Here is a 23,852-nt window from a genome sequence, read left to right on the forward strand (position 1 = left end):
CGAGGCTGGCCTTGCCCGCCGCCGGCTCAGGGGCGCGGGAACGCGCCGTAGAGTCGGGACAGGAGGACGGTGGCGGCGAAGGCCAGGCCATCGCCGGGCTGCCGCAGGGCCGCCAGACAGTCGGCACGCACATGGCGCGGCGCGTCCTCGCTCTCCCGGACCGGCAACAGCCGAGCCAGTTCAAGGTTGCCCCGGTTGTAGCGCGCCCGATCGCGCACCAAGGCGCAGAAGCTGCGCTGCGGGTCGACCCGATACCATTCGCTTTCGATCCGGACCCGCTCCGCCGGCGCGAACTTCAAGCGCACATACTTGTCGTCGGAGTGGACCGGAGGCAGACCAGTCACCCTTCCGAGGCCCTGCACCGAGACGGCATAGAAGCCGATCGTCGCGGGGGAGCGGCGGACGTAGTCGAGCGCCAGCCAGAAGCGGTAGTAGGCCCGTACCAGCCGCGAGCCGCTGCGCCGCGGCCGCGGGCGCAGAGTCGCGAAGTGCCGCCCCGCGTCGAAGGCAGCGCGGATGGCGGCGAGCGCTCCGGGCGACAGCACCGCGTCTTGGTCCAGCACGGCCAAGCCGCCGCGACGGCGCCTCAGGGCAAGCTGCAGCGCGCCGCCGCGTCCGACCGCCGGAAGCTCCAGCACCTCGTAACCGGCACAGCGGTCGAACAGGCGGGCCGCCTCGCGCGCGATCTCGGCCGAGCGGTCGTGGCAGCCGTTGCAGACAACGAGGACCGAGACCTCCGCGAGATCTCGCTGCTGCGACAGCGCGCGCAGGGTTGCGGCCAACGGGGCCTCACCGTTGTGAACCGGGATGGCGACGAGGAGCGGCGCTCGGCCGGTCAATCCGCGACCCCGTCGAGCGCAGTCTGGCCGATGGCCCGCTCCGCAACGGGCGGTGCCACGCGCGCGAAGTGCAGATCCGGGCAGGCCGCGCGAAGCTTCGATGAATCCAGACTGACATCCGCCGGCCGCGCGGGCGGCATCAGGCGGTCGCGGCCGATTCTGCAGACCGGCAGGACATGCGCCGTCGCCCGTAGCTCCCGCGTCACGATATCGAAAGGGGACAGCCTTTCCGGACCCGACACGTGAAACACCCCACGGTCGGGCAGGAAGGCCAACCTCACGAGCGCCGAGGCGGCATCGGAGAAGCGCAACGGCGAGCGCGTCTCGTCGGCGGCAATGGAGACAGGCCGCCGCGCGAGCCGTGCGTCATGGATAAGCGATTGCAACGTCGTGGCGCAAACGCCCTCCTCGTGAAGCAACGACAGCCGCGCGACGACGCCGCCCGAGCGAAGCACCGCCGCCTCCGCCGCCAGTTTCGAGCGCCCATAGACGGTCTGAGGCTCCGCCGCATCTGTCTCCCGGTAGGGCCGGCCGAGCGTCCCGTCGAAGACATAGTCCGACGAGGTCATCATCAAACGCGCGCCCGCCCTCTCGGCATAAGCGGCGATCGTCTCGACCGCATCCACGTTCACGGCCCGAGCCAGTTGCGGATGCTTGTGCGCCTCGGACGGGCTGGAGAGCGCAGCGAGATGTATGATCTTTGTCGGCCGGAAGGTGGCGAGGCATTCAGTCAGGGCCTCGCGGTCCGTCAAGTCGATACGATAGTGGCGGTCCCGGCGCGCGGCAGCCGCACGACGGGATAGCGTTGCGATACAAAAATTTCTCGCATAAGGTGTGAAATCGAGCGCGGAGAGTACGAACCGTCCCAGGTTTCCGCTGCTGCCGGTGACCAGTACTTTGGCTCGATCTTGCATCGCTTTTCTGTGTTGAGTCGAGTGTCGCTCGAACAGAGAAACTTACTATAAGTTGAGGAGCTTGGCCGGCGCAACAGCGGCCTCCCGCGAGGAGGAAGAACCCGCAGAGGCGCGGGCCGGCGGCACCGTGGCAAGGACGCGGGCGACCTGCTGTGCCGCGTACTGCGGCGCGTGCGTCTCGGAGGCTTGCCTCAAAAGATACTCCGCCTGCGCGCGGGCCGGCGCGGGATTGCGCGCGACGGAGATCAATTCGGCAAGAGCCGCGTCGGACTCCTCGCGGATCCAGGCGACGGGGATCGGCAGATCGAGACCGCGAAAAGCCAGGGCCGTACCGATAACCGGCACGCCATGGCACAGCGCCTCCGCCACCTTCATGCGCACACCGCCGCCGACCGGATAGGGTGCAGCGATGCAATCGACCGTGCGATAGAAGTCGGTGGGATCCTCGAGGTAGCCGGAAACCTCGACGCCTGCCGCACGCAGGCGCTCGGCCATTCCGGCCCGCAGACCGGGGCCGGCAATCCGTATCGTCAAGCCGGCCTCCCTGAGCGGGACCAGCATTTCTCGTACAAAGCCGTCCAGGGCCACTTCGTTCGGCGCCCAAGACCAGGAGCCGAACAACCCGACGTTCCAACGGCGGCCCTTTCCCCTTATCGCCGCCGGATCCCGACGATCTTCGATGGCGACCGGGACGGTGAAGACGCCTGCGTCGCCGCGATTCAGCCGGATGGCCGCCGCGTCTTCCTCACAAATGGCGATGATCGCCTTGGCACGTCTCCAGAGGCGTTGTTCGGCTTGGCGCAGAAGGCGGCTCTCATGCCGCGCGAAGGGGCGCAGCAAGGCTGGCCCCAGCTTTGCGGCCGCGACCCAGAGGTCGTGCTCGATATTGTGGGTGTCGAGCAGCAACGGCGGCCCGGACGTCGGCAGATGCTGCGCCATCTGGATGCCGGCGATCACGGCGTCGGGCCGATGCGCCGCAACGAAGCGCCTTATGCGCTCCGCGACCCCGGGACTTGAAAACTTGGCCAGACTATAGGGCTCCGCCTTCGCAACGGCGGTCGCGAGCGTCCGAAGCAGCGCGACCGGCCGCCGGCGCAGCCGGATCGACCAGGGCCAGACCTCGACCGAGGCCAGGCAGGGCGCGAGGCGGCGAAGCTCGCGGTAGTCCTCGTCCTCGACCGACTCACCGAATCCCGCCAGATGCACGTCGCAGCCGGCCGGCATGGCCTGCAACAGCTCGAACCAGCGGCGCATATGGCCGCCCCTGATCGGCCAGGGAATCTCATGCACCAAAAAGACAAGCCGCATTGCAGAACGGAACTCCGGCGGAACGCTCCGGCAAATATGAGGGGCGTTGCCACCCGCGGAGAATACCTTACCCTGCGCGCACGATGAGGGTAGTCCGAAACAAGAGGGAAAGCGCTGGAGCCGATGGCGACAGCCCGCTGCGGGCCGTCGTCGATATCGTGATCGTGAGCTACAACACCCGGGACCTGACGCTTGCCTGTTTGCGGACCGTCGAGAGAGAAACGAGCGTCGCTCATCGCGTCATCGTGGTCGACAACGGGTCTCGCGACGGCTCGGCCGATGCGATCGCCGAAGCCTTTCCCAGCGTGCTGCTACTTCGCTCGGCGAAGAACCTAGGATTTGCCGGAGCCATCAATCTGGCAAGCGGGCAGCTTGCCGCGCCCTGGCTGCTGCTCCTCAATTCCGATGCCGAGGTTCGGGATCGAGCCATCGACCGCTTGCTGGCCTATGCCCAGGCCCAACCGGCGCCGGGCATCTATGGCGGGCGTGTCCTGGAGCGCGACGGGCGCAGCAGCGGCATCTCCTGTCTTGGACGACCGAGCGTCTGGAGCCACTTCTGCCTTGCGACCGGTCTCACCTTTCTGTTCCGCAGGTCGGTCTGGTTCAATCCGGAAGCCGTCCGGCTGAGCCAGGACGACCAACCGCGCGAGGTCGATATCGTGGTCGGCTGCCTGTTTCTGATTTCCACCGCGGACTGGCGGCGCCTCGGCGGGTTCGACCGACGCTTCTTTATGTACGGCGAAGAGGCCGACCTCTGCCTGCGCGCGGCGAGACTGGGGCTTCGGTCCGTCGCCGTCCCCTTCGCAACCATCCTGCACCTCGGCGAAGCCTCGGCCGAAACACCGGCCGATCCTCTCGTACAGATCGCCCGGGCGCGGATGACGCTGATGCGGCGACACTGGCCCAAGCGCTGGCACTTCACGATCGTTCCGCTCGGCTGGCTATGGGCGGCACTGCGCGTCGCAGCCGCGTCGCTGCCGATGCTCCGCGCCTCGGCGCGAACCGCCGAGCGGCGGCGGACCTGGCGGACGGTGTGGCGACGGCGCGCCGAATGGCTGGCCGGTTACTGATCTCCACAAGGGCGCGGCGGTCCACTCCGCCCTTCCTCACCCGCGCAGCCGTTCGATCATCTTCGGATCGGCGAAATAGACGAAGGTGTTGATGTAGACACCCCCTCGGCAACGTCCGTCGGGACCGATGTGCCTTGGATCCTGATGCCGACCGAGATCGAAACTCTCAGGCGGCCTCGGACGGCCACGGCTTGACCGAGCATCGCGTTGCAACCACCGCTATCGGCAAGGCTTTGGTCGGAACGACCGCAAGGCGAAACCAGCAGGATCCCTCGGAAAGAAAATCATCAGACACCTGTTGTCAGACAACTGACGTCTCGCTATGCAGAGAGCATCTGCTCTGAATCGAAGGGCGACTGCGTGACCCGTTCCGCCACTGTTTCCGCCAACAGCGCACCTGCAGCGTCCGAGCGCCTTTTGAAGCACCTGACGGGCCGTCTCGGCGACCAAGGCCTGGTGACGGTGCCGGACGACATGGCTCCCTATCTCGTCGACTGGCGCGGGCTCTATAAAGGCACCGCGCGGGCCGTGGTCCTGCCGCGCACGACGGAGGAGGTGGCGGAAACCGTCCGTGCCTGCGTCGCAGCCGGCGTGCCGATCGTCCCCCAAGGCGGCAACACCGGTCTGGTGGGCGCCGCGACACCCGCGAGCGCAGGCGAGGCCGTCGTCCTCAACCTGAAACGGCTCGATCGGGTCCGCGACCTCGATCCCGAGGATCAGACCGTCACCGTCGAAGCAGGCTGCGTTCTGGCGCGTCTTCAGGAGGCCGCGGCCGAGGCCGGGCTGCTCTTTCCGCTCAGCCTGGGCGCCGAAGGCTCCTGCCAGATCGGCGGCAATCTCTCGACCAACGCAGGCGGCATTCACGTACTGCGCTACGGCAATGCGCGGGATCTCGTTCTGGGCCTGGAGGTGGTTCTGCCGGACGGGACTGTCTGGAACGGGCTGAGACGACTGCGCAAGGACAATACCGGTTACGACCTGAAACAACTTTTCCTCGGCGCGGAAGGGACGCTTGGGGTCATCACCGCGGCCACACTGAAATTGTTCCCACGACACGGCGAGACGGTCACCTGCTTCGCAGCCGTGGCAGACCCTGAAGCCGCGGTGCGTCTTCTATCGCGCTTGAAAAGAGAATTCGGCGAGACACTGAACGCCTGCGAACTCGTGCCGAGGCTCGGGATCGATCTGGCACTCAAGTATGTCGAGGGCAGCTTCGATCCCCTGGCGTCGCCCTACCCTGCCTACGTCCTCGCGGAACTGGCGAGCGCACGGCGTGAAACAGGCCTGCGCGAAGGCCTGGAGACAACACTGGCGGAGGCCTACGAGGCCGGCGACCTGCTGGATGCCAGCATCGCGACGAGCGAGGCGCAGGCGCAGCGGCTCTGGTTCCTGCGCGAAGCCATCGTCGAAGGTCAGCGTCTCCATGGCCAACAGCTCAAGCATGACATCTCCGTCCCCGTCAGTTGCCTGCCGGCGTTCCTGGCGGAAGCGGGGACCCGGGTCTCGGCACTGCGTCCCGATGTGGAGATCATGGCTTTCGGCCACCTCGGAGATGGCAATATTCACTTCAATCTCAGCGTCCCGGCCGATGGCGCAGCCGACCTCACGGCGTCCCAGGCCGAAGCCCTGACCGGAAGCGTTCACGACGTGGCGAGCGAATTCGGCGGCAGCATTTCGGCCGAACACGGCATCGGGCAGCTAAAGCGCGCCGAGAACCTCCGGCGGAAGCCGGAGATCGAGATCGATCTCATGCGACGGCTGAAGTCCGCCCTCGATCCGTTGGGCCTGATGAACCCCGGAAAGGTGATTTGAGATGATCGAGCGCAGGTCGCGGACCGGGCCTGGCGAGGCGTCGCGTTTCGAAGCGCTGTCGCGGCCCTATCGTCTGTCCGACGAGATCGCGCAGCGCATTGCGCGCAGAATCCTCGACGGCGACTTCAAACCCGGGGAGCGACTGCCGACGGAAGCCCGCCTGACCGAGGAGTTCGGCGTCGGTCGAAGCGCCGTGCGGGAGGCGATCGCCAAGTTGCGCCAGGACGGCCTTGTCGAAACACGTCAAGGCGTCGGTGCGTTCGTTTCAACCTCGCCCCAGGACCGCGCCTTTCAGATCAACTCCGAGGCCCTGCGGACCGTCCAGGATCTGCGCCACGTCCTGGAACTGCGGATGGAAATGGAGGTCAGCGGCGCCGCCATGGCCGCCCGGCGGCGTTCGCACAAGCAGTTGCAAGGCATGCGCGCCGCGCTCGACCGTCTGCGCGGATCGTTGGACCAGGGCGAAGACCCCGTCGCTGACGAACACGCCTTTCACAGGGCCGTGGCCGAGGCCTCCAACAATCCCTACTACCGCGATTTCATGCAGTTCCTGGCGGCACGCATCGGCGTCAGCCTGGCGATGGAACGGTCGCGGAACGCTACGGCGGGCGACAAGGTGCTGCGCGAATACGAAGCCATCTACGACGCCATCAAGCAAGGCGACCCGGACCTCGCGCGCCGGGCGGCCTGGTATCACCTGCTGCGTGCGGCGGATCGGCTCGGGCTGCGAGGACTCCAAGGATGGGAAGAGAGCAGGATGACATTGATCGGTGAGAGTTACATCCCGGCCTGCGCGCCGGCGGACCCGACTCCTCGCAAGCCGATACTCGCCGTTCCCCCGGGTGCCTGTGACTGTCACGCGCATGTCTTTGGGCCCGTCGAACGCTATCCCTACACCCGCCACCGCACCTACACGCCGCCCGATGCGCCGCTGGAGGCCTATCAGACCATGCTCTCTACACTGGGGCTGGAGCGGGCCGTTATCGTGCAGCCGAGCGTCTACGGAACCGACAACAGAGCGACCCTCGATGCGATTAGCGCCGGCGGTCCGAACTTTCGCGGCGTCGTGGTGGTCGACGAAAACATCGACACCGCGGAAATGGAGCGCATGCACGAAGCCGGCGTGCGCGGCGTGCGGATCAACCTCATCTTCAAGAGCGGCATCGAAGTGTCCGATGTCCGCAAGCTGGCGGAGAAGATAAAGCCCTTCGATTGGCATCTGCAGCTTCTGATCGACGTCTCTGAATTCTCGGACATTCGGCGCAACCTCGGCGACTTGCCCGTCGAAGTCGTGATCGATCACATGGGTCACATGCCGACCTCCGTGGGTGTCGGTCACCCCGGCTTCCAGGAGATGCTGGCACTGCTGCGCGACGGCGGCTGTTGGGTCAAGCTGTCCGGCGCCTACCGCATCACCGGCGGAAGCAGCGTTCCCTACGTCGACGTGATCCCCTTCGCCCAGGCCATCGTCGAGGCGAACCCTCGGCAGACGCTCTGGGCCACCGACTGGCCGCACCCCTACGTCAACATTCCGATGCCCAACGACGGAGATCTTCTCGACCTTCTGACCGATTGGGCGCCCGACGCGGACGACCGCCAGAGAATCCTCGTCGACAACCCGGCCCGCCTTTACGGGTTCCCCGCACTCGAACAGGCGGGCCGGCCCCTCTGATCGACCAAGCAATTCATCAAAAAGACTGGGAGGAAACCAATGTCCGGACTATCGAAACTGCTGAAAACCGCGTCGATCGGCGCCGCCGCGCTGCTCGCCGCGACGGCCATCGCGGGCGGAGTGTCCGCGCAAACGTCCTTGAAACTCGGCTGGACCACCTCCGACGGTGCCAAGGATCCCTACGCGATCGCCGCCCGCGAGTTCGCGGCGGCTCTCGATAGGCTGGCACCCGGCGACTTCGAGACACAGCTCTTTCCCAACCGCCAGCTTGGCGACGAGAAAGAGATGCTCGAAGGTCTTTCCTTCGGTACCCTCGACGTTGCGATCATCACCAATGCCGTCATTGCCAATATCGAGCCGGCCTTCCAACTCAACGACATGCCGTTCCTCTACGGCGACGAGGCGCAGGCCCATGACGTCCTGGACGGCCCGGTCGGCCAGACCCTGCTGGCCAAGCTCGAAGACAGAGGCATCGTCGGCCTGGGGTTCGCCGAAGGCGGCTTTCGCAACATGGTCAACAACGCCAAGCCAGTGTCCACGCCCTCGGACGTCGAAGGCGTCAAGTACCGGGTAATGCAGAACCCCGTGTTCATCGAGATGTTCCAGTCGCTGGGCGGCAATGCCGTGCCCATGGCCTGGGGCGAGGTCTTCACCGCCGTGCAGCAAGGCACCATCGACGGCCTGGAAATCCCGGTCGCGGTTGTCGCCAACAACAAGTTCTCCGAAGTCACGAAGTACCTGTCTCTCACCAAACACACCTACTCGGCCCTTGGTGTCCTGATCTCGAAGAAGACCTACGACGACCTGTCCGAGGCGCAACAGGAGGCGGTGCGCGAGGCCGCCGCGATGGCGATTGCGGCACAGCGTGAGCAGAATGCCGTCAATATGGAGGAGCTGCTGAGCGAACTGCGCGCCCAAGGCATGGAGGTCAATCAGATCTCGGACGCCTCAGCGTTCCGCAGCAAGGTGACCGGTGTCTATGACATGTTCAGAGACAAAATCGGCGCCGAACTGATGGACGAGGCCTTGGCCGCGGTTCAGTAACGCCGTCACGGAGACATCGCGGCCCCAGAGCCCGGTGGATAATTGCGGGCCGGTGGACAGCTGCCGGTCCCCTTACCGCCAGGCCGTCTCTCGCCAAGGGAGTCTCAACGCGGATGCGAGCGACCATCGACAAGGCGAGCGCCCTCGCCGCGCAGACGACCGGATGGCTGGTGGTGGGCATGGCGAGCGTCATGCTCGGCAGCCTGATCCTCCAGGTTCTGTTCCGCTACCTCCTCGGACAGGCGCTGATCTGGTCGGAGGAGCTCGCGTTGTTTCTCTTTACCTGGGTGGTCCTGCTGACGGGCAGCCTCGGTGTGCGCGAAGGCTTTCACGTGCGCCTTACCTTCCTGCTCGATCTCCTGCCGTCCGCACCGCGGGCTGCGATCGAGAAACTTCTGATCACGGCGGTACTGGTCTTCGGCGCTCTTCTCGCCTACTCGGGCGCCAGCTACGTCGACGCCACGCTTGGCCAAGTCTCGGCCGCCGTGCGCTATCCCATCGAAACCCTTCATCTCGCCGCGCCGGTCAGCGGCGTCTTGATCGTCCTGCACGCGCTGGCGCTGTTACTCGGCCCCAGCCCGCAGACCGCCGCCGGCAACGACCGTGAGTGAAGTCGGCCTGGCCCTGGTCGTCGCCTTCCTCGCGTTTCTGCTGGGCGGCGTCCCCATCGTCTTCGTGCTCGGCCTGGCGGCGGTGATCGGCCTGCTGATCGCCGATATCGATCTGATCGTACTGGCCCAGCGGACCATCTCCGGCACGCAGATCTTCAGCCTGCTCGCCATTCCCGGTTTCGTTCTGGCCGGCGACCTGATGGCCGCGGGCGGACTGTCCCGGCGTCTCGTGCGCGTCTGTCAAACTCTCGTTCAGCACCTGACCGGCGGTCTCGGGATGGTGACCGTCCTCTCCGCCACCTTCTTCGCGGCCATCTCGGGATCAGCGCCGGCCACCACCGCCGCCATCGGCCGCATCATGGTGCCGGAGATGGAGAAGAACGGCTACCGGCGCGACTTCTCGACCGCACTCGCGACGGCCTCCGGCCCCATCGGTCAGATGATCCCGCCCTCCATACCGATGGTAATCTGGGGCGTGGTGGCGGAGGAGTCGATCACCAGGCTGTTCCTCGCTGGCATCGTGCCCGGCCTCATGATCGCCATCGGCCTCATGGTCGTCTCGGCTCTCTCGGCGCGGGCCATGGGTCTCCGGGCCAAGTCCCGCCGGGCCACGATCAAGGAGCTTGGCGAGGCCGTCTGGGACGGTAAATGGGCTCTGGCCGCACCAGTCATCATCCTGGGCGGGATCTATGGCGGCATCTTCACCCCGACCGAGGCCGCGGCCATCGGCGTGGCCTACGGCTTGCTGGTCGGCCTGTTCGTCCATAAGGAGGTCCACTTCAAAGACCTGCCCCACATCGTTCTGCAGTCGATGAAGACGACGACGATCGTCGCCTTCATCATCGCCACCGCGTCCGTCTTCGGGTGGCTGGTCGCCATCGAGCAGCTGCCCGCCGCACTCGCCGCCGGCATCATCGGCATCTCCGACAACCCCATCCTCATCCTGCTGATGATCAACCTGCTTCTGCTGTTCATCGGCGCGGTCATGGACAACATCGCGGCGATGATCATCCTGGGCGGCGTGCTGACGGCACTCGGCGCCGAACTGGGACTCGATCCTACCCATCTGGGCGCACTGGTCGTCATCAACTTCGCGATCGGCATGGCAACCCCGCCGTTCGGCTACTCGCTCTTCGTCGGGGCGGCCATCAGCAAGCTTTCCGTCGAGGCGATCTCGAAGGCGCTGTGGCCCATGCTGCTGGTTCAGATCCTCGTGCTGATGCTGGTGACCTACGTCCCGGCCGTGACCCTGTTTCTGCCGAATCTGCTGCGCTGAACTAGCTCTCTCCTACGTTAGAGAGCGATTCACGTCCCAGACGGAAGCGAACTCGCGCCGACCAGGACGATCGCGCACTAGACCGGACAGTGATCGATCCGACCCACCTATTGGGTCCGGCGATTACGTTAGATCCAGTCTCAATTCAAAGTGTGAGAGTCTGTTTCTTGTGATCGGCGGAACCGCGAAGCGATTCCACACGATCACAACACGCTCTAGAACTGCACGCCGCGTGTCAGAGCGCCATCAACCACGAGATTAGTGCCTGTGACGAAGCTGGCCGCCGGACTGGCCAGGAAGGCGACGGCGTTGGCCATCTCCTGTGGCGTGCCCATGCGCCCGGTCGGATTGAGGGCCAAGGCCTCCTGGAAGAAATCGGGCTGGTTCTGCTCGATCTGCTGCCAGACGCCGCCCGGGAAATAAGTATTGCCCGGCGACAGGCTGTTGGCCCGGATACCCTGCGGTGCCAGCTTGTGCGCCAGGCCTTGGATGTAGTGGATGATCGCCGCCTTGAAGGTCCCATAGGGCCCGGCGGCGAAGTCGATCTCGCGACCCGAGACACTGGAGATGGCGACGATGGCTCCGGCCTTGCTCTTCTCCAGAAAGGGCATAGCTGCTTCGACCAGGTTCACCGTGTGCAGCAGGTCGACCTCGAAACTGCGCCGCCAGCAGTCTTCGTCGTCGCCGATAGCCAGCGCGCTGACGTTCGCCACCACGATGTCCAGACCGCCGAAGGCCTCGCCGCTCTCGGCCACCCAGGTCCGCAGCGCGGAGGCATCGGCGACGTCCAGGGCTTGCCCTCTGCTGCTGGAGCCGAGCGCCGCCACGGTCCCCTCCACCTCGTCCGCCTTGCGCGCGCAGACCGCGACCTGCGCGCCCTCAGCCACCAGAGTTTCGGCGATCGCCCGGCCAATTCCCTTGGTCGCGCCAGTCACCAGCGCCTTCTTGCCTGCCAAACCGAGATCCATGATGTCCTCCTCCGCCAGTTTCCATGTGATGTTCGAACGAAAGAGACGGGCAGAACGCGACCGGCCCTTACACGACCGGCTGCGCAGCGCCCGTTCCCAACTCCAGAAACCCAGCAACCCGGACGTCAGGCCAGGTACTGTTTCGACACCGAGGCGCCGACGGTGTACTTCGGATCCACCATGTTGCCGAGGCGTAGCTTCCCGCACTGAGTCAATAGCATATAGGCCTCCAGCTCTTCGTAGCCGTAGTCCGCCGCCATCCAACGCGTCAATTCGCGATAGGCGATTCGCGCCGCGTCCTCGAGCGGACGGGCACTGCCGATCGTCATGATCTTGTCGTCCGTTTCCAAGCGCGGCCAGGCGATCTGCATGTCCTTGATCAGATCGATCTGCACCGTGGTTGTCGAGGGAATCTCGATGGCAACGCCGCAGAGCTCGCCATCGCCCTGAACACCGTGGCAGTCGCCCAGGTGCAGATAGGCCCCCTCGTGTTGCACGGGGAAGTAGACTACGGACCCCGGCGCCACGTCGGGGAGATCCATGTTACCGCCGTAGTAGTCCGGCTGCAGCGAGGAGATCGCCTCAATTTCCGGTGCGACTCCGATGGTGCCGATGAAGGGCTCGAACGGCAGGGTGACGCGCTCGCTCCAGTAGACACCGCTCTCGTCGACCCTGACCTTGCGCACCTTCTCGGGCAAGGGCGCGTTCAGCATCGCCGTGTTGGCGGTGCCGACCAAGCCGCCGAACTCGGGAATCAGACAGGTCGTCCCGGCCGGTTGCGGCCCGCGTGGCAGCACCGATTTGATGTGGACCGCCAGCACGTCGCCCTTCTTGGCCCCGCGTACGTAGATCGGGCCGTTCTGCGGATTCAGATAGGGCAGTTTGAGCTTCTCGGTCGGCTTGTCGCTTTCTGATGTGATCTTTCCCTCGAAGGCATCGCGGGTCTCGACCTCGACGACGTCACCCGGATCCACCTCCAGCACCGGCGTTGCGAAGCCGCCGAGGACGTAGTGGTAGGCGCCCTGCTTCTCCTCACTCAGTTGATGATGCGTACCGGCCTTGCCGCCGGCCACGCCCTTGGTCGCCATGATTGATTGGGATAGCCAGGACATTCTTACTCTCCTCTTGTTGGTTTCGGTTCCGTGGCGAGTCCCCCGAACGGTCCCGAACGTTAAACCGAGAGGTAGCGGCGCACGCGCTCCCGGTCGTGCAGCTCCTCGACGTCCAGCTCGGCGACGATACGGCCCTTGTCCATGACGTAGCCGCGCTGCGCCATCGACTGGATCATGTCGAGGTTCTGTTCGACGAACAGAACCGTCAGACCCTGCGACGCGTTGAGTTTCTTGATGGCACGGCCGATGTCCTGAACGATCGACGGTTGGATGCCCTCCGACGGTTCGTCGAGCAGCATCAGCTTCGGCCGCCCCACCATCACCCGCCCGATCGCAAGCTGCTGCTGCTGTCCGCCGCTGAGAGTGCCGGCGCGTTGCCGGGCGCGCTGGCGGAGCACGGGAAAGAAATCGTAGACCGTCTGATAGTCGGGGTCGCTTCCCGCCGCCGACAGCGTCTCGCCGACTTGCAGGTTCTCGCGTACGGTCATGCGCGGAAAGACTTCGCGGCCTTGGGGAATATAGCCGAGGCCGAGACGGGCTCTACGGTCCGCAGGCAGGCTGCCGATCTCCTTTCCCTCGAAACGGATGCTGCCGGCGTCCGCGCGCATCAGCCCGATCAGGCTGCGCATCAGCGTGGTCTTGCCGACGCCGTTGCGCCCGATGATCGCGACGATCTCCCCTCGGCCGACGGAGAAACCGACCTCTTGCAATACCGGCTTGCCGCCGTAGCCGCCGCGCAGGGCATCGACCTGCAGAAGCGGCGCCGATCCTATACCGGTCCGGGTCCTCGCCGATAGCTGGGTTTCGGCCTCACGTGTCATGGGGTGTCCCCAGATAGATTTCGGCCACCCGCTCGTCGGCCTCGATCTCGGCGATGGAGCCCTGTGCGAAAAGCCGGCCCATGTGAAGGACGGTCACGCGGTCCGCGATCTGACGGACGAACTCCATGTCGTGCTCGACCGCCAACACCGACACGCCTTCGGTCTTCAGCGTCTTGACCATCTCTCCGGTTTTGCGGGTTTCGTCCGGCGACATGCCCGCCGTTGGTTCGTCGAGCAGCAATAGCCGGGGCTTGACGCTGACGGCCATGCCGATTTCCAGCCACTGCTGCTGACCGTGCGACAGGTTGCCGGCCAGCTCGGCCGCAGCCGAGCTGAGATCGACGAAAGCCAGGATCTGCGCGATCTCCGCAGACAGACTCTGGCCCTCGAGATGGTGCTGTAGGGCGATCTCCAGGTTCTGCCAGACGCTCAGGTCCTTGAAGATACCCGGCACCTGGAACTTGACGCTGATTCCTTTACGGATCCGCGCGAAGGAGGCCAGGTCGGTTATGTCCTGGCCATTGAAGAGAATGCGCCCGGCCGTTGGCTTGTGTTCGCCGAGAACGAGGCGGAAGAAGGTCGACTTGCCCGCACCGTTTGGGCCGATCAGGCAATGGACCTCCCCGCGCTCCATCTCGAAACTGAGATCGCGCGCTACCTGGACGCCGCCGAAGCTCTTCTGCAGGCCGACCGTCTCGAGGATGCTCGCGCTGGTCTCGGCGATGCTCAAGCTTGGCTCTCCCGGTCTTTTTCCGGCTCCCCTGGGGCGCCCCGACCGGTGCGGGTCAGCTTCGCGAAGACCCGGACGAGACCGGGGATGAAGCCCTCCGGCGCAAGCAAAACGGTCAGCAGCAGCAGCAGCCCCATCACCACCAGGGCATACTGGCTGCCGTAGACCGTCAGGTTCTGAAAGCCGAAGAGGACCACCAGGGTGCCGAGCAAGGTGGCCGTCAGGTCGCGGCGCCCGCCCACGGCAACCCAGACGATCGGCAGGGCCGCCGCCGTCAGGCCCATGCTGCTGGGGGTGATGTACTGTCCCCAGGCGGTGTAGAAAACCCCGGAGAGGCCGGCCAACCCGCTGCCGATCACGAAAGTGCCGAGCTGGTAGCGGCGGATATCGTAACCCAGCATCTCGGCGCGTTGCGGGTTCTCGCGGATCGCCACCAGAACGTTGCCGAAGCGCGAGTTCACCAGCACGCGCAGGGAGAGGTAGCAGAGGACCATCGCCGCCAGCAGCAGATAGTAGAGCGGGATGTCCGGGAAGAGGGCCAGGTCGCCGCCCGGCAAGGGCAGGGTCAGCGGCGGCATTCCCGTCATCCCGTTGTAGCCGTTCAGGCGGGCGGCGCCGATGGCCCATTCGGGTCCGGCCGTCTGCGCCATGAAGGTCTCGAACACCAGGGTCACCGACAGCGTGACGATTCCCAGAAACACCCCGCTGATCCGCCCATAGAAGAGGAAGTAGCCGAGCACGGCCGCCAGCAGCAGAGAGGCGGAGACCGCAATCGCCAAGGCAGCAAAGGTCAGCCCGTAGGCACTGCCGAGATTGATCGCGAGAACGCCATAGCTGTAGCCGGACAGGCCGAAGAAAGCCGTTTGTCCGAAGCTGAGCGACCCTCCGTAACCCCAGATCAGGCACAGGCCCATCGCCATGAAGGTCCAGGTGAAGAAGTATGCCGTATTGCCCACGGTCCAGCCATCGACGAACAGCGGATAGGCGACGGCCAAGGCCAGAACCAACGCGAAGCCGCTCCAGAAGACCCGACCGCGCCCTAGGGTCTGGGGGCCGTTGAGCCGTCCGAGCAGGCCCGGCAGAGGTGCCAGCCGTGCAGCGCGCGGACGCGGATCGCCGGAGTGGGTCTGCGGAGTCTCGATCATACCGTCCATGACCCGAGCTGGCAGACGGCGGGCGCTTTTAGAGACCGGCGTCTCATGTCCGCTCCTTCAGGAACCATCCCGAGATACCCCGCGGCAGGATCCGAATCACGATGATGACGGTTACCAGCAGACCGATCTGGCCGAACAATTGCCCCTGCCATCCGGTCATCACCGCCTTGATCAAGGCCAGCACGGCAGCCGCCGGCGCAGTGCCGAGAAAGACATCCGCCCCGCCGACGACCACGGTCACGAAGCTCTCGACGATAAAGGTGACCCCCATGGTCGGGACGAGTGTCATGGTCGGTGCGTAGAGGCCGCCCGCCAGTCCCGCGAGCGCGGCCCCCAAACCGAACGTCAGGCTGTAAACCCGAGAGGTTCTGACACCCAGCGCCTGCGCCATCTGCGGCTTTTGAATTGTCGCCCTGGCAAGCAGGCCGAAGCGGGTCACGTTGAACAGCAGGTAGAGAGCGATCAGAAGCAGGACTGCGACTGCCATCAGTACCAGCCGGTACTCGGAGTAGGAGAAGGCCCCGATACTGAAGCTGTCGAGCGGCGTGCCGATCCCGGGCATGGTGGAGCCGAGCAGAATCAGCACCGTTTGGGTGACGATCAGGCTGATGCCCCAGGTCGCGACGATCGAGTCCAGCGGCCGGTGATAGAGCCGGTGGATGATCAATCGCTCGACGAGGATGCCGGCCAACCCGGCAGCCAGAGCTCCGCAGAGGATGGCCAGCGGAAGCGGCAAGCCCAGGCGCGCCATGATGACGGTCACATAGGCACCGCACATGATGAACTCGCCATGGGCGAGATTGATGATCCCCATCATGCCGAAGATGATCGCCAATCCCGCCGCCGAGAGCACCAGGAAGGCGAAGGCATCGCCGAACTGATAGAGAAACGCGAATACCTCCTGCAGCATGCAGCGAGCTTCCCAGATCGAGGCGATAGGCGAGCGAGCGGCGACGAGGGCCGGCCAACTGTCCGGCCCCCGCCAGGTGACGTTAGGTCCGCTCAGTTCTGCGCCGGCGGACTGCTCGGCGTGTACTGGGCGTCATGGTCCCGCTGCGTCAGGTCGCAGCCGGCTTCACCCAGCCAGTAGGGTTCGATCCCTTCCCAGACTTTGGGAATCGAGATCTCGTGATCGGCACCGACCTGGACCAGATAGATCGTGTGACTGGCGTGCTGACTCTTGGGATCGATACAGACTTGGCCTTCCGGGGCATCCACGCAGACCTCGCCGCTCTGAATGGCCTCGCGCACGGCCGCTTTCTCGGTCGAACCGGCGCGCTCGACCGCCGCCTTGTAGAGATGGATGCCGACGTAGGAGTTCTGACCCGGCTGATTGATGTAGACCTCATCCGGGAACATGGCCCGCCAGCGTGCCACGAAATCGCGGCTGGCCGGAGTGTCGACCTCCTCGATGTAGTTGGCGGTGACGTGCATGCCCTCGAGCGCCGGTGGGTCGAAACGGCGATGCTCATAGCCCTGCGCGACGTTCACCGAACTGCCCATGGGAATGCCCAAGTCGGCGGCGGCGGCCTGCTCGTAGAAGGAGGCTTGGGCCGTCCCGACCAGAAGCGTCATCAGCACATCGGGCTGAGCGGCCTGGATGTTCTGGATGGTCTGCGAAAACTGGGAGACTCCGAGGGGGATGAACTCCTCTCCGACCATCTCGCCGCCGTTCTCCTCCACGATCTGCCGAACCCATTCGGCCGAAATCTGCCCGAAGTTGTAGTCGGCCGCGATGGTGTAAACCCGTTTTCCGTAGGTCTCCATCATCCAGGGCACGAGAGTCGAAAACTGCTGTTCCGGCACCGCGCCCGTTGCCACGACGTTGGCGTCGCAGACACCCCCCTCGTACTGGTTGGTGTAGAAGTAGAGCGCGTCCATCTGGTTGACGATCGGGCGGACCGCCTCGCGCGAGGCGCTGGAGAAACCTGCGAAAACGACGTCGACGTTGTCGCGCTGGAGCATGCGACGCATCAGTTCCTGATAGCGACGGTTGTCGGACTGCGGGTCGTAGATGACCAGTTCCACCGGGCGTCCCATGATGCCACCGGCCTCGTTGATCTCCTCTGCCGCGAGTTGAGCTCCATGGACCTTCTGGATCGTCGCCGCCGCGAACTCGCCCGACTGATCCTCAAGCACCCCGATGCGGATCGGATCGGCGGCCATCGACGCGCTGGCGAGTAGCGACAGCGCCAGGGAACCGCCTAAAATCGCTGCGCCGCCCTTGGCTTTCCTTTGGAAATGACATGTCATCTCGGTCTGCCTCCTGTCTTACTTGTAGTTTTTACGTTGCACAGGTTGGGCCGGCGGCGCTGGCGGCCCGGTTGGATCTCCGGCTTGATCTTTGGACGTTTCGACTGTGGTCTCCGAAACAATCTGCTCGCAGAGAGCCTCGACCGATACGCGACGGCTCATGCTCTCGCGCCGCAGACGGCGAAACGCCTCGTCGTCGTCGACATTCTGGGCCGCCATGACCTTCAGGATCGCCTTGGTGACGAAACGGCGCGCCCGCAACCGCTCCTCCAGCTCACCTCGTTCGTCCGCCAGCGTCTGACGCTGGGCGAACTCATTGAATGCGAGAAACAGAGTCGTGAAGATTCCGGTCGAACGAATGGGCTTGGTGATGTAGCCCGCGGCCCGAGCGCGAATGACGCGACTGAGCCGGCTGGGTGCCTCCACTCCGATCACAGCCACCAAAGGCACCGCGGGAAGGATCAGGCCGTCGAGGATCGGCCCCACACCCTGGTCCGTCTCGAAGAAGAGAATGTCACAGCTGTCGAGCGTCTCCTGGAGTGCGACATCGCTCTCAGCGCTGTCGAGGACGCCGACCAGAAGTCCGAGGCGCTGCAGGACTGCGACCAGCCGCTTCCGGTTCTCATCCGGAACGTGGATGACCAGGGCGCGGGCGCCGCGAAAATTCTGAATGATCGAGCGTTTCATCAGACCAGCCGCAACCTCCCTGTCTCGCTTGGGGACAGAGCGACGTCGGACCCCTCCCAAACCAAGTAGGGGTCGGGCTTGACCGGGGCAGGCGCCTCGTAAACCAGCTCGAATTCGCCCTTCGGCGTGGACCGCCCGATGCGTGGCCGCAGATGACAGTGACGATTCTCCGGGTCGACGTGAATCCGTCCCTGCGGCGCGTTCAGGACGATCTCCGAGACGACTCTGCGCACGACCGAAAGCTCCGCGGACCCCGCCGCCGCCGCCGCCCGCGCCAGAAGATGTACCGCGTTGTAGGTCGTCTCGGCATCCGCCGAGGTCGGGCCAAGCTCCGGATAGCTGTGCCGCCAAGCTTCGACGAAGGCCTTGTTCGTGGCGCTCTCGAGAGACTCGAAGTAGACGCTCGAACACAGGTGTCCACCGGCGGCGTCCGGCCCGATTTCACGCAGTTCGGGCTCGGACAGACTGCAGCTGATGACCGGCATGTCCTCCGCCTGGTTCAGGCCCTGCGCCTCGGCGCGAGCCCGCAAGCGGCGGAAGAAGGCATAGGAGGACTCGCCGATCAGGTTGTTGAAGATGAAGTCGGGCCGGCTGGCCAGAATCTGCTCGACGAGAGCATCGATATCGGTGTCGCCGATCGGAAAATAGCGCTCGCCCAGGATCGCGCCGCCGGAGAGCAGGAGGCCCTCCCGCATGATGCGGTGATTCTCCCACGCCCAGATGTAGTTGGAGCCGACCAGCCAGGCGCGCTTACCGTGGTTCTGCAGCATGTAGCGCGTCAGCGGCACGATATGCTGGTTCGGCGCCGCGCCGGTATAGATCGCGTTGTCGCTGGTCTCGAAACCTTCGTAGTGCGACGGGTACCAGAGAAGACCGTCGAATTTCTCGAACAGCGGCAACACCTCCTTGCGGCTGGCAGAGGTGTAGCAGCCGACCACATGGGTCAGCCCGCTGTCTCGCAAGAGTTCCTGCGCCTGGCCGACGTACTGGGACAGCAAACCGTTGGGATTGCGGACATGGCAGGTGATCTCGACCGGCAGGTCCGGATCGGCCGTAATCTCCGCAACGGCCAGCTTCGCTCCAGCGAGCATGGCACCGCCGAGGGCGCGATAGCTGCCCGTCGTTGAGAAGAGCAGACCAATGTCGAGGGGCACCAGCGCCATGACCGGACTCGCATACGAAAAAAGGCCCCAACGCACCGGAGCGGGCGCACGAGGCCTCATTGCCAGAAGTATTCTGCGATGACGTCTTAGCGGGTGCCTGCTTCAACGCTGAAGTTCCGGACCGACAGGCCCTACGGCACCGAAGTACGCTATTAAGTCGGCAAAGCCGTGTCAACGGCAAGATTCTTACGTCCAGGTTTAGATGAACGCCAAGGAGTTACCGGCAGACGTCCGCTTAGCTGGACAGACTCCTCTCCCTTCCCTCTCGCCGGTTCACAGCGGAGACGACAGCGGCAGAGGCCGACCATCCCACTTCATACCTTTGCGACATGACCGAGGGATCGAATTGATATTGGATAGCATCTCCGGTTTCTGGGAAGGCTAGGACACGGCCGCGGACGAGACGCGGACCGCGTCCGCATCCGTGCCACGACATCAGGAAGCCGATGGAAGCCTTCATCTATAACGGCCTGCCGGCGCGCGTCATTTTCGGAGCCGGAACGGTCGCCGCGCTTCCTGCGGAGGTCGAGCGGCTGGGTATCGGACGGGCCCTTGTCCTCACCACGCCACCCCAGGCGGATCAGGGCAGGCACCTGGTTGAGCGACTGGGCAAGCGGGTGGCCGGCCTCTTTTCCGGAGCGGCCATGCACACGCCAGTCGAGGTGACGGATGCGGCGCTGAACCTCTACCGCAGCACAGGGGCCGACGGCGTGGTCGCCATCGGCGGCGGCTCGACGATTGGGTTGGGTAAAGCGATCGCACTCCGAACCGGTGCACCGCAGGTCGTCCTGCCGACATCCTACGCTGGGTCGGAGATGACGCCGATCATCGGCCAAACCGAGGGCGGTCAGAAGACGACTCAGAAGACCATGAAGGTGCTGCCTGAGACCGTCATCTACGACGTCGAGCACACTCTCACCTTGCCGGCGACCATGACGGTTACCTCGGGGTTGAACGCTATCGCTCACGCCGTCGAGGCGCTTTATGCCGAGGAGGCGAACCCGGTTCTTTCCCTGATGGCGGAAGAGGGAATCGCCAAGCTCTTTACGGCGCTGCCCCGTATCGCAAGCGCGCCGCATAGCGTTGCAGCACGGTCGGATGCGCTCTATGGAGCGTGGCTCTGCGCCTTGTGTCTGGGGTCGGGTGGCGTGGCGCTTCACCACAAACTCTGCCACGTTCTGGGCGGATCGTTCGATCTGCCCCATGCCGAGACCCATACGATCGTCTTGCCCCACGCCCTAGCCTACAACGCGCCGGAGATCGCGGAGCCGATGACGCGCTTGCGTCGCGCAACCGGATCCGAGACTCCCGCAGCAGCCTTTTACGACCTCGCGCGAGCCGGGGGAGCGCCGGTCGCACTGCGCGATATCGGCATGCCGGAAGACGGCATCGACCGCGCCGTCGCCAGCGCCTTGAGAGCTCCCTATTTCAACCCCCGCCCACTCGAGGCCGAGGGATTGACAGGCCTTCTCAAAGCCGCCTGGGCCGGCAACCGACCCGAGATTTGAGACAACCTTTCGGCCTCGTCTCTTTCGGATTCCCGCAAAGTCCGGGAAAAATCTGGGGCGATCTAGAGCGCGATTCAGGTCTCAGGCGGAAGCGCTTCGCTTCCGCCTGAGGTGTGAACCCCCCTCCGACTTTATGAGAGAGCAGGATCGCTGCCTCGAAAACGGATCGCTTCGCCGCCGCTACTCCGCGGCCGGTCTCTGGGCAGCCGTTTTCCGTGCGGCCACTTTCCGCGCCGTCCTTTTCTGCACAGCCGGTTTCCGCCTGGCGGATTTTCGCGCCACCGCCGAACGGCCGAGGAGCCGGGACAGAGCGGCGACCAGGTCGTCCACCGCGCTGGCGGTGATCGCTTGTTGGCGCCAAGCGACATGGAAGTCCGGGCGAACCAGCAGTGCGCCACTGTCGCGCGTGCCCCGGATCCGAGCGAACTCCCCGTAGTGGTCCTCATACGGCTGGCCGGGACCGATTACTTGAACCGTTACCTCGACACCGAGCGATGCCTTGACGGCGGTCGCCGCCTGCAGCCACCCCTCGCCGCCCGTGCCGGTCAACAAGGTAAAGCGGCCCTTGCCGCAAAGGTCCTTGGTCGAGATCCGGTGCCCTCCCGGCCCGTAAACCCAGGCATGCGGAAGCGGCGCTCCAGGACGGGCCGAGGCTTGGTGATAGAGTTCTTCGTCGCGAAAGGTCTCGGGGTCCGAGCCATCGGGCAGAATCGCCGCGCTCTCGTACCGTTGATTCATTTCGACGCCGTGGGCGTTGTACACATAGTCCGTGCCCGAGATGGCGGCACGAAGAGCGGCGCGTTGCCGTTCGGCTTTATCGGTCGACTCGCGGCGCGCCGCCATATTGGCATACATCTCCTCAGGCGTTTTCGCGCCGATCAGGCCGAGTGCCTTGGCCACCGGCGGAAAGTCGCCGAGCGATCTGTTGGCGCGCCCAACGATCTGCTTCGCGACGGGCGCCCTTTCCGCCGTATAACTATCGAGCAGGCTCTCATCCGCCTCTCCCCGCAGCACCATCGCGATCTTCCATGCGAGATTGAAGCTGTCCTGGATGGAGGTGTTGGAGCCGAGACCGTTGGTCGGCGGATGCCGATGAATCGCATCGCCCGCGCAGAAGACCCGCCCCTCATGCAGGCGAGTCGCATACATGTCGTTAACCGTCCAGGTCGAGGTTGCCTCGATATTTACCGGGACGCTGTCGTCGCCGATCAGCCTGTGGACGATCTTGGTGGCGAAGGTCTCGTCGATCTCCGGCGGACCAGCCTCGACGTCATAGCCCCAGATCGCCAGCCACTTGGTCCAGGGGCGTACCATGCGGACGACCCCGATACCGAGACCGCCGATGTCGGAGCCTGGCTGAATCACCCAGTAAAGAACGCTCGGCCGGTGTGCGACGTAGTGCGTCAGGTCGGCCTCGAAGACCATATTGATTGAGCCCGAAAGCCCCATCTGTCCCTCCAGAGGCAGGCCAAGATCCCGGAGCACCTGGCTGTTCGCACCATCCGCCCCGATCAGGTACTTTGAGCGGACGGAGAACTCCGCGCCTGTCAGGCGGTCGCGGAGCCGTGTGGTCACACCGCCGGCGTCCTGCTGGTGGCTGAGGTACTCGGTATCGAAGCGGACCATGGCGCCCTGGAGAGCGGCCTGTTTGACCAGAAGCGGTTCGAGCAGGTTCTGAGGGATATCGCACATCGACGTCGGCGAAGCCTCCTCGTAGTCGGCTTTGCGGCGGACGTCGGTACCCCAGGTGCGGATCCGGCCGAACTCCTCACCCGCGAGCGAAGCGCAGAAGGTGTTCTCGCCCATCAGGTCGTTGGGCACGGCATACTTCCAGACCTCGTCCTCCAGCCCCAGATCGCGGATGACCTCCATTGTGCGCTGGTTGGTGATGTGGGCGCGAGGCGTGCGCGCGGTCCAGCCGAATTTGTTGACCACGAGCGTGTCGACGCCGTAGCCGGCCAGCAGGGCGGCCGCGGAAGCGCCGGCGGGCCCGGTACCGACGATCAGTACCTCGGTTTCACTGTGTCTTTCCTCCGACATCACTGTCCTCCCTCGGTTTCTTTGGCTTGCGATGCTTTTTATCGTTGCGTTTTGGCCACGGCCATTCCTCGACCAGCGCCGGGCGGTCGGCGCGGATCGGTTCGTGAACGGCGACTCAGGCGATAGCTGCGGCGGTGACCGCGTTCAGGTGAACTCGGGCGCCAGAACCGTCTCCGCAATGGCGAAGGCAGCCTCGGCATTGGCTCGCTTGGCGGCGTCATCGCTGTCGAGGTCCGCGAGAAACCCATGACCCGAACCCTCGAAGACATGCAGGTCGATCGCCGGGTTCTTCGCCGCAACGGCACACAGGTTTGCCGTCACCTCCGGACCGAGCGACGGGTCGTTGTTGCCGATCAGCACGCTGTGCTTCGCCGAGACGCCATCGAGATACTCGAAGGGGACCTGCAGCGGGTCGTCGTTCGGCAAACCTTGCGGGAAGGGATAGAAGGCAACCATGCGACCCGAGTACCCGCGTCTCGCCAGCTCGAAAATATACAAGCCGCCAAGGCAGAAACCGAGCACGCCCCCGATCTCCTCACGCTCGAGAAAGGCTTCGAGGGCCTCCACGTAAGCTCGGTCTCGCAGCTTGTGGCGCCGTTCGAACGCGGCCTCGCGGGTCATCTCGGGCAAGGCACCCAGGGCGTGGAAGGGATTCATCAGATAGACGTGCAACCCCTGCCCCGCGAAGTACGTCGCGAGGCCCTTGTAGAAGGGGTTACAGCCGTAGATGTCCGGCAGGATCGCCAAGCGCGGGCTACCCTCCTGCCCGAAGCTGAAGCCGTGAAGCGCCCCCTCGAAGGGCGCTCCTTCATTCGGCGTCGGAAAACGGCTGCTCGGCTTGCCGTGACACATGATGACTTACTCCGCAGG

General features: G+C 64.8%; 21 protein-coding genes. 7 read left to right on the forward strand and 14 right to left on the reverse strand.

The features are described 5' to 3' along the window. Positions 1 to 26: 26 nt before the first annotated feature. The 3 genes from DBZ32_RS05740 to DBZ32_RS05750 are packed head-to-tail and all read right to left on the reverse strand — an operon-like array spanning position 27 to position 3,061. On the reverse strand, positions 27 to 839 hold the full coding sequence (locus DBZ32_RS05740) for a glycosyltransferase family A protein (protein ID WP_162906587.1): 813 nt from the start codon (positions 837 to 839) through the stop codon (positions 27 to 29). After that, a complete protein-coding gene (locus tag DBZ32_RS05745) occupies positions 836 to 1,753 on the reverse strand; it encodes an SDR family oxidoreductase (RefSeq protein ID WP_119166112.1) in 918 nt (305 codons plus the stop codon). Before DBZ32_RS05745 ends, DBZ32_RS05740 begins: the two co-directional genes overlap by 4 nt. A gap of 45 nt (positions 1,754 to 1,798) precedes the next feature. Further along, positions 1,799 to 3,061 (reverse strand): glycosyltransferase, encoded by a 1,263-nt coding sequence (locus tag DBZ32_RS05750; RefSeq protein ID WP_119166113.1) that lies wholly within the window; start codon positions 3,059 to 3,061, stop codon positions 1,799 to 1,801. Positions 3,062 to 3,144: 83 nt separating this feature from the next. On the opposite strand from DBZ32_RS05750, the gene DBZ32_RS05755 reads away from it, so the two are divergent. From DBZ32_RS05755 to DBZ32_RS05780, 6 genes are all read left to right on the forward strand, one after another. Beyond that, on the forward strand, positions 3,145 to 4,131 hold the full coding sequence (locus DBZ32_RS05755) for a glycosyltransferase family 2 protein (protein ID WP_208539106.1): 987 nt from the start codon (positions 3,145 to 3,147) through the stop codon (positions 4,129 to 4,131). A 360-nt stretch (positions 4,132 to 4,491) separates the two neighbouring features. After that, positions 4,492 to 5,943: an FAD-binding oxidoreductase gene (locus DBZ32_RS05760; RefSeq protein ID WP_235830057.1), complete on the forward strand. Its 1,452-nt coding sequence runs from the start codon at positions 4,492 to 4,494 to the stop codon at positions 5,941 to 5,943. Between the two features lies 1 nt (position 5,944). Continuing rightward, positions 5,945 to 7,615: an amidohydrolase family protein gene (locus tag DBZ32_RS05765; RefSeq protein WP_119166114.1), complete on the forward strand. Its 1,671-nt coding sequence runs from the start codon at positions 5,945 to 5,947 to the stop codon at positions 7,613 to 7,615. A 39-nt stretch (positions 7,616 to 7,654) separates the two neighbouring features. Beyond that, positions 7,655 to 8,659: a DctP family TRAP transporter solute-binding subunit gene (locus DBZ32_RS05770; protein ID WP_119166115.1), complete on the forward strand. Its 1,005-nt coding sequence runs from the start codon at positions 7,655 to 7,657 to the stop codon at positions 8,657 to 8,659. A gap of 113 nt (positions 8,660 to 8,772) precedes the next feature. Then, positions 8,773 to 9,270 (forward strand): TRAP transporter small permease, encoded by a 498-nt coding sequence (locus DBZ32_RS05775; protein WP_119166116.1) that lies wholly within the window; start codon positions 8,773 to 8,775, stop codon positions 9,268 to 9,270. Continuing rightward, the gene (locus tag DBZ32_RS05780; protein ID WP_119166117.1) at positions 9,263 to 10,546 is read left to right on the forward strand and encodes a TRAP transporter large permease; all 1,284 of its coding nucleotides are present in this window, start codon (positions 9,263 to 9,265) and stop codon (positions 10,544 to 10,546) included. The genes DBZ32_RS05775 and DBZ32_RS05780 overlap by 8 nt, the downstream gene beginning before the upstream one ends. A 215-nt stretch (positions 10,547 to 10,761) precedes the next feature. On the opposite strand, the gene DBZ32_RS05785 is transcribed toward DBZ32_RS05780, so the two are convergent. From DBZ32_RS05785 to DBZ32_RS05825, 9 genes are all read right to left on the reverse strand, one after another. Further along, the gene (locus DBZ32_RS05785) at positions 10,762 to 11,514 is read right to left on the reverse strand and encodes an SDR family NAD(P)-dependent oxidoreductase (protein WP_119166118.1); all 753 of its coding nucleotides are present in this window, start codon (positions 11,512 to 11,514) and stop codon (positions 10,762 to 10,764) included. 125 nt (positions 11,515 to 11,639) lie between these two features. Continuing rightward, a complete protein-coding gene (locus DBZ32_RS05790) occupies positions 11,640 to 12,626 on the reverse strand; it encodes an acetamidase/formamidase family protein (protein ID WP_119166119.1) in 987 nt (328 codons plus the stop codon). Between the two features lie 59 nt (positions 12,627 to 12,685). Then, complete coding sequence (locus DBZ32_RS05795; protein WP_119166120.1) at positions 12,686 to 13,447, reverse strand: ABC transporter ATP-binding protein; 762 nt, start codon at positions 13,445 to 13,447, stop codon at positions 12,686 to 12,688. Continuing rightward, complete coding sequence (locus DBZ32_RS05800) at positions 13,437 to 14,177, reverse strand: ABC transporter ATP-binding protein (RefSeq protein ID WP_208539107.1); 741 nt, start codon at positions 14,175 to 14,177, stop codon at positions 13,437 to 13,439. The genes DBZ32_RS05795 and DBZ32_RS05800 overlap by 11 nt, the downstream gene beginning before the upstream one ends. Beyond that, complete coding sequence (locus tag DBZ32_RS05805; protein WP_208539108.1) at positions 14,174 to 15,331, reverse strand: ABC transporter permease subunit; 1,158 nt, start codon at positions 15,329 to 15,331, stop codon at positions 14,174 to 14,176. The genes DBZ32_RS05800 and DBZ32_RS05805 overlap by 4 nt, the downstream gene beginning before the upstream one ends. Before the next feature lie 43 nt (positions 15,332 to 15,374). Continuing rightward, a complete protein-coding gene (locus DBZ32_RS05810) occupies positions 15,375 to 16,241 on the reverse strand; it encodes an ABC transporter permease subunit (protein ID WP_119166121.1) in 867 nt (288 codons plus the stop codon). A 92-nt stretch (positions 16,242 to 16,333) separates the two neighbouring features. Next, positions 16,334 to 17,584 carry an urea ABC transporter substrate-binding protein gene (locus DBZ32_RS05815; protein ID WP_119166122.1) on the reverse strand — a complete coding sequence of 417 codons (1,251 nt, stop codon included), beginning with the start codon at positions 17,582 to 17,584 and terminating at the stop codon, positions 16,334 to 16,336. An 18-nt stretch (positions 17,585 to 17,602) separates the two neighbouring features. Further along, positions 17,603 to 18,271 carry an ANTAR domain-containing response regulator gene (locus tag DBZ32_RS05820; protein WP_119166123.1) on the reverse strand — a complete coding sequence of 223 codons (669 nt, stop codon included), beginning with the start codon at positions 18,269 to 18,271 and terminating at the stop codon, positions 17,603 to 17,605. Beyond that, positions 18,271 to 19,434: a transporter substrate-binding domain-containing protein gene (locus tag DBZ32_RS05825; RefSeq protein WP_119166124.1), complete on the reverse strand. Its 1,164-nt coding sequence runs from the start codon at positions 19,432 to 19,434 to the stop codon at positions 18,271 to 18,273. The genes DBZ32_RS05820 and DBZ32_RS05825 overlap by 1 nt, the downstream gene beginning before the upstream one ends. 446 nt (positions 19,435 to 19,880) lie before the next feature. Between DBZ32_RS05825 and DBZ32_RS05830 the strand changes: the two genes are divergently transcribed. Beyond that, positions 19,881 to 20,942: a maleylacetate reductase gene (locus tag DBZ32_RS05830; RefSeq protein WP_119166125.1), complete on the forward strand. Its 1,062-nt coding sequence runs from the start codon at positions 19,881 to 19,883 to the stop codon at positions 20,940 to 20,942. Between the two features lie 180 nt (positions 20,943 to 21,122). Here the strand turns inward: DBZ32_RS05830 and DBZ32_RS05835 are convergent, their stop codons facing one another. Further along, positions 21,123 to 22,982: an FAD-dependent oxidoreductase gene (locus DBZ32_RS05835; protein ID WP_119166126.1), complete on the reverse strand. Its 1,860-nt coding sequence runs from the start codon at positions 22,980 to 22,982 to the stop codon at positions 21,123 to 21,125. Between the two features lie 144 nt (positions 22,983 to 23,126). Further along, positions 23,127 to 23,834 (reverse strand): dienelactone hydrolase family protein, encoded by a 708-nt coding sequence (locus DBZ32_RS05840; protein ID WP_119166127.1) that lies wholly within the window; start codon positions 23,832 to 23,834, stop codon positions 23,127 to 23,129. Between the last annotated feature and the right edge of the window lie 18 nt (positions 23,835 to 23,852).

This window comes from Algihabitans albus (assembly GCF_003572205.1).
GTDB lineage: Bacteria > Pseudomonadota > Alphaproteobacteria > Kiloniellales > DSM-21159 > Algihabitans > Algihabitans albus.

Bases quoted from the DNA above. Each gene is read 5' to 3' on its own strand.
- DBZ32_RS05745 (WP_119166112.1), bottom strand. From the start codon at position 1,753: ATGCAAGATCGAGCCAAAGTACTGGTCACCGGCAGCAGCGGAAACCTG.
- DBZ32_RS05750 (WP_119166113.1), bottom strand. From the start codon at position 3,061: ATGCGGCTTGTCTTTTTGGTGCATGAGATTCCCTGGCCGATCAGGGGC.
- DBZ32_RS05755 (WP_208539106.1), top strand. From the start codon at position 3,145: ATGAGGGTAGTCCGAAACAAGAGGGAAAGCGCTGGAGCCGATGGCGAC.
- DBZ32_RS05765 (WP_119166114.1), top strand. From the start codon at position 5,945: ATGATCGAGCGCAGGTCGCGGACCGGGCCTGGCGAGGCGTCGCGTTTC.
- DBZ32_RS05770 (WP_119166115.1), top strand. From the start codon at position 7,655: ATGTCCGGACTATCGAAACTGCTGAAAACCGCGTCGATCGGCGCCGCC.
- DBZ32_RS05775 (WP_119166116.1), top strand. From the start codon at position 8,773: ATGCGAGCGACCATCGACAAGGCGAGCGCCCTCGCCGCGCAGACGACC.
- DBZ32_RS05785 (WP_119166118.1), bottom strand. From the start codon at position 11,514: ATGGATCTCGGTTTGGCAGGCAAGAAGGCGCTGGTGACTGGCGCGACC.
- DBZ32_RS05790 (WP_119166119.1), bottom strand. From the start codon at position 12,626: ATGTCCTGGCTATCCCAATCAATCATGGCGACCAAGGGCGTGGCCGGC.
- DBZ32_RS05795 (WP_119166120.1), bottom strand. From the start codon at position 13,447: ATGACACGTGAGGCCGAAACCCAGCTATCGGCGAGGACCCGGACCGGT.
- DBZ32_RS05805 (WP_208539108.1), bottom strand. From the start codon at position 15,331: ATGGACGGTATGATCGAGACTCCGCAGACCCACTCCGGCGATCCGCGT.
- DBZ32_RS05810 (WP_119166121.1), bottom strand. From the start codon at position 16,241: ATGCTGCAGGAGGTATTCGCGTTTCTCTATCAGTTCGGCGATGCCTTC.
- DBZ32_RS05815 (WP_119166122.1), bottom strand. From the start codon at position 17,584: ATGACATGTCATTTCCAAAGGAAAGCCAAGGGCGGCGCAGCGATTTTA.
- DBZ32_RS05820 (WP_119166123.1), bottom strand. From the start codon at position 18,271: ATGAAACGCTCGATCATTCAGAATTTTCGCGGCGCCCGCGCCCTGGTC.
- DBZ32_RS05825 (WP_119166124.1), bottom strand. From the start codon at position 19,434: ATGGCGCTGGTGCCCCTCGACATTGGTCTGCTCTTCTCAACGACGGGC.
- DBZ32_RS05830 (WP_119166125.1), top strand. From the start codon at position 19,881: ATGGAAGCCTTCATCTATAACGGCCTGCCGGCGCGCGTCATTTTCGGA.
- DBZ32_RS05835 (WP_119166126.1), bottom strand. From the start codon at position 22,982: ATGTCGGAGGAAAGACACAGTGAAACCGAGGTACTGATCGTCGGTACC.
- DBZ32_RS05840 (WP_119166127.1), bottom strand. From the start codon at position 23,834: ATGTGTCACGGCAAGCCGAGCAGCCGTTTTCCGACGCCGAATGAAGGA.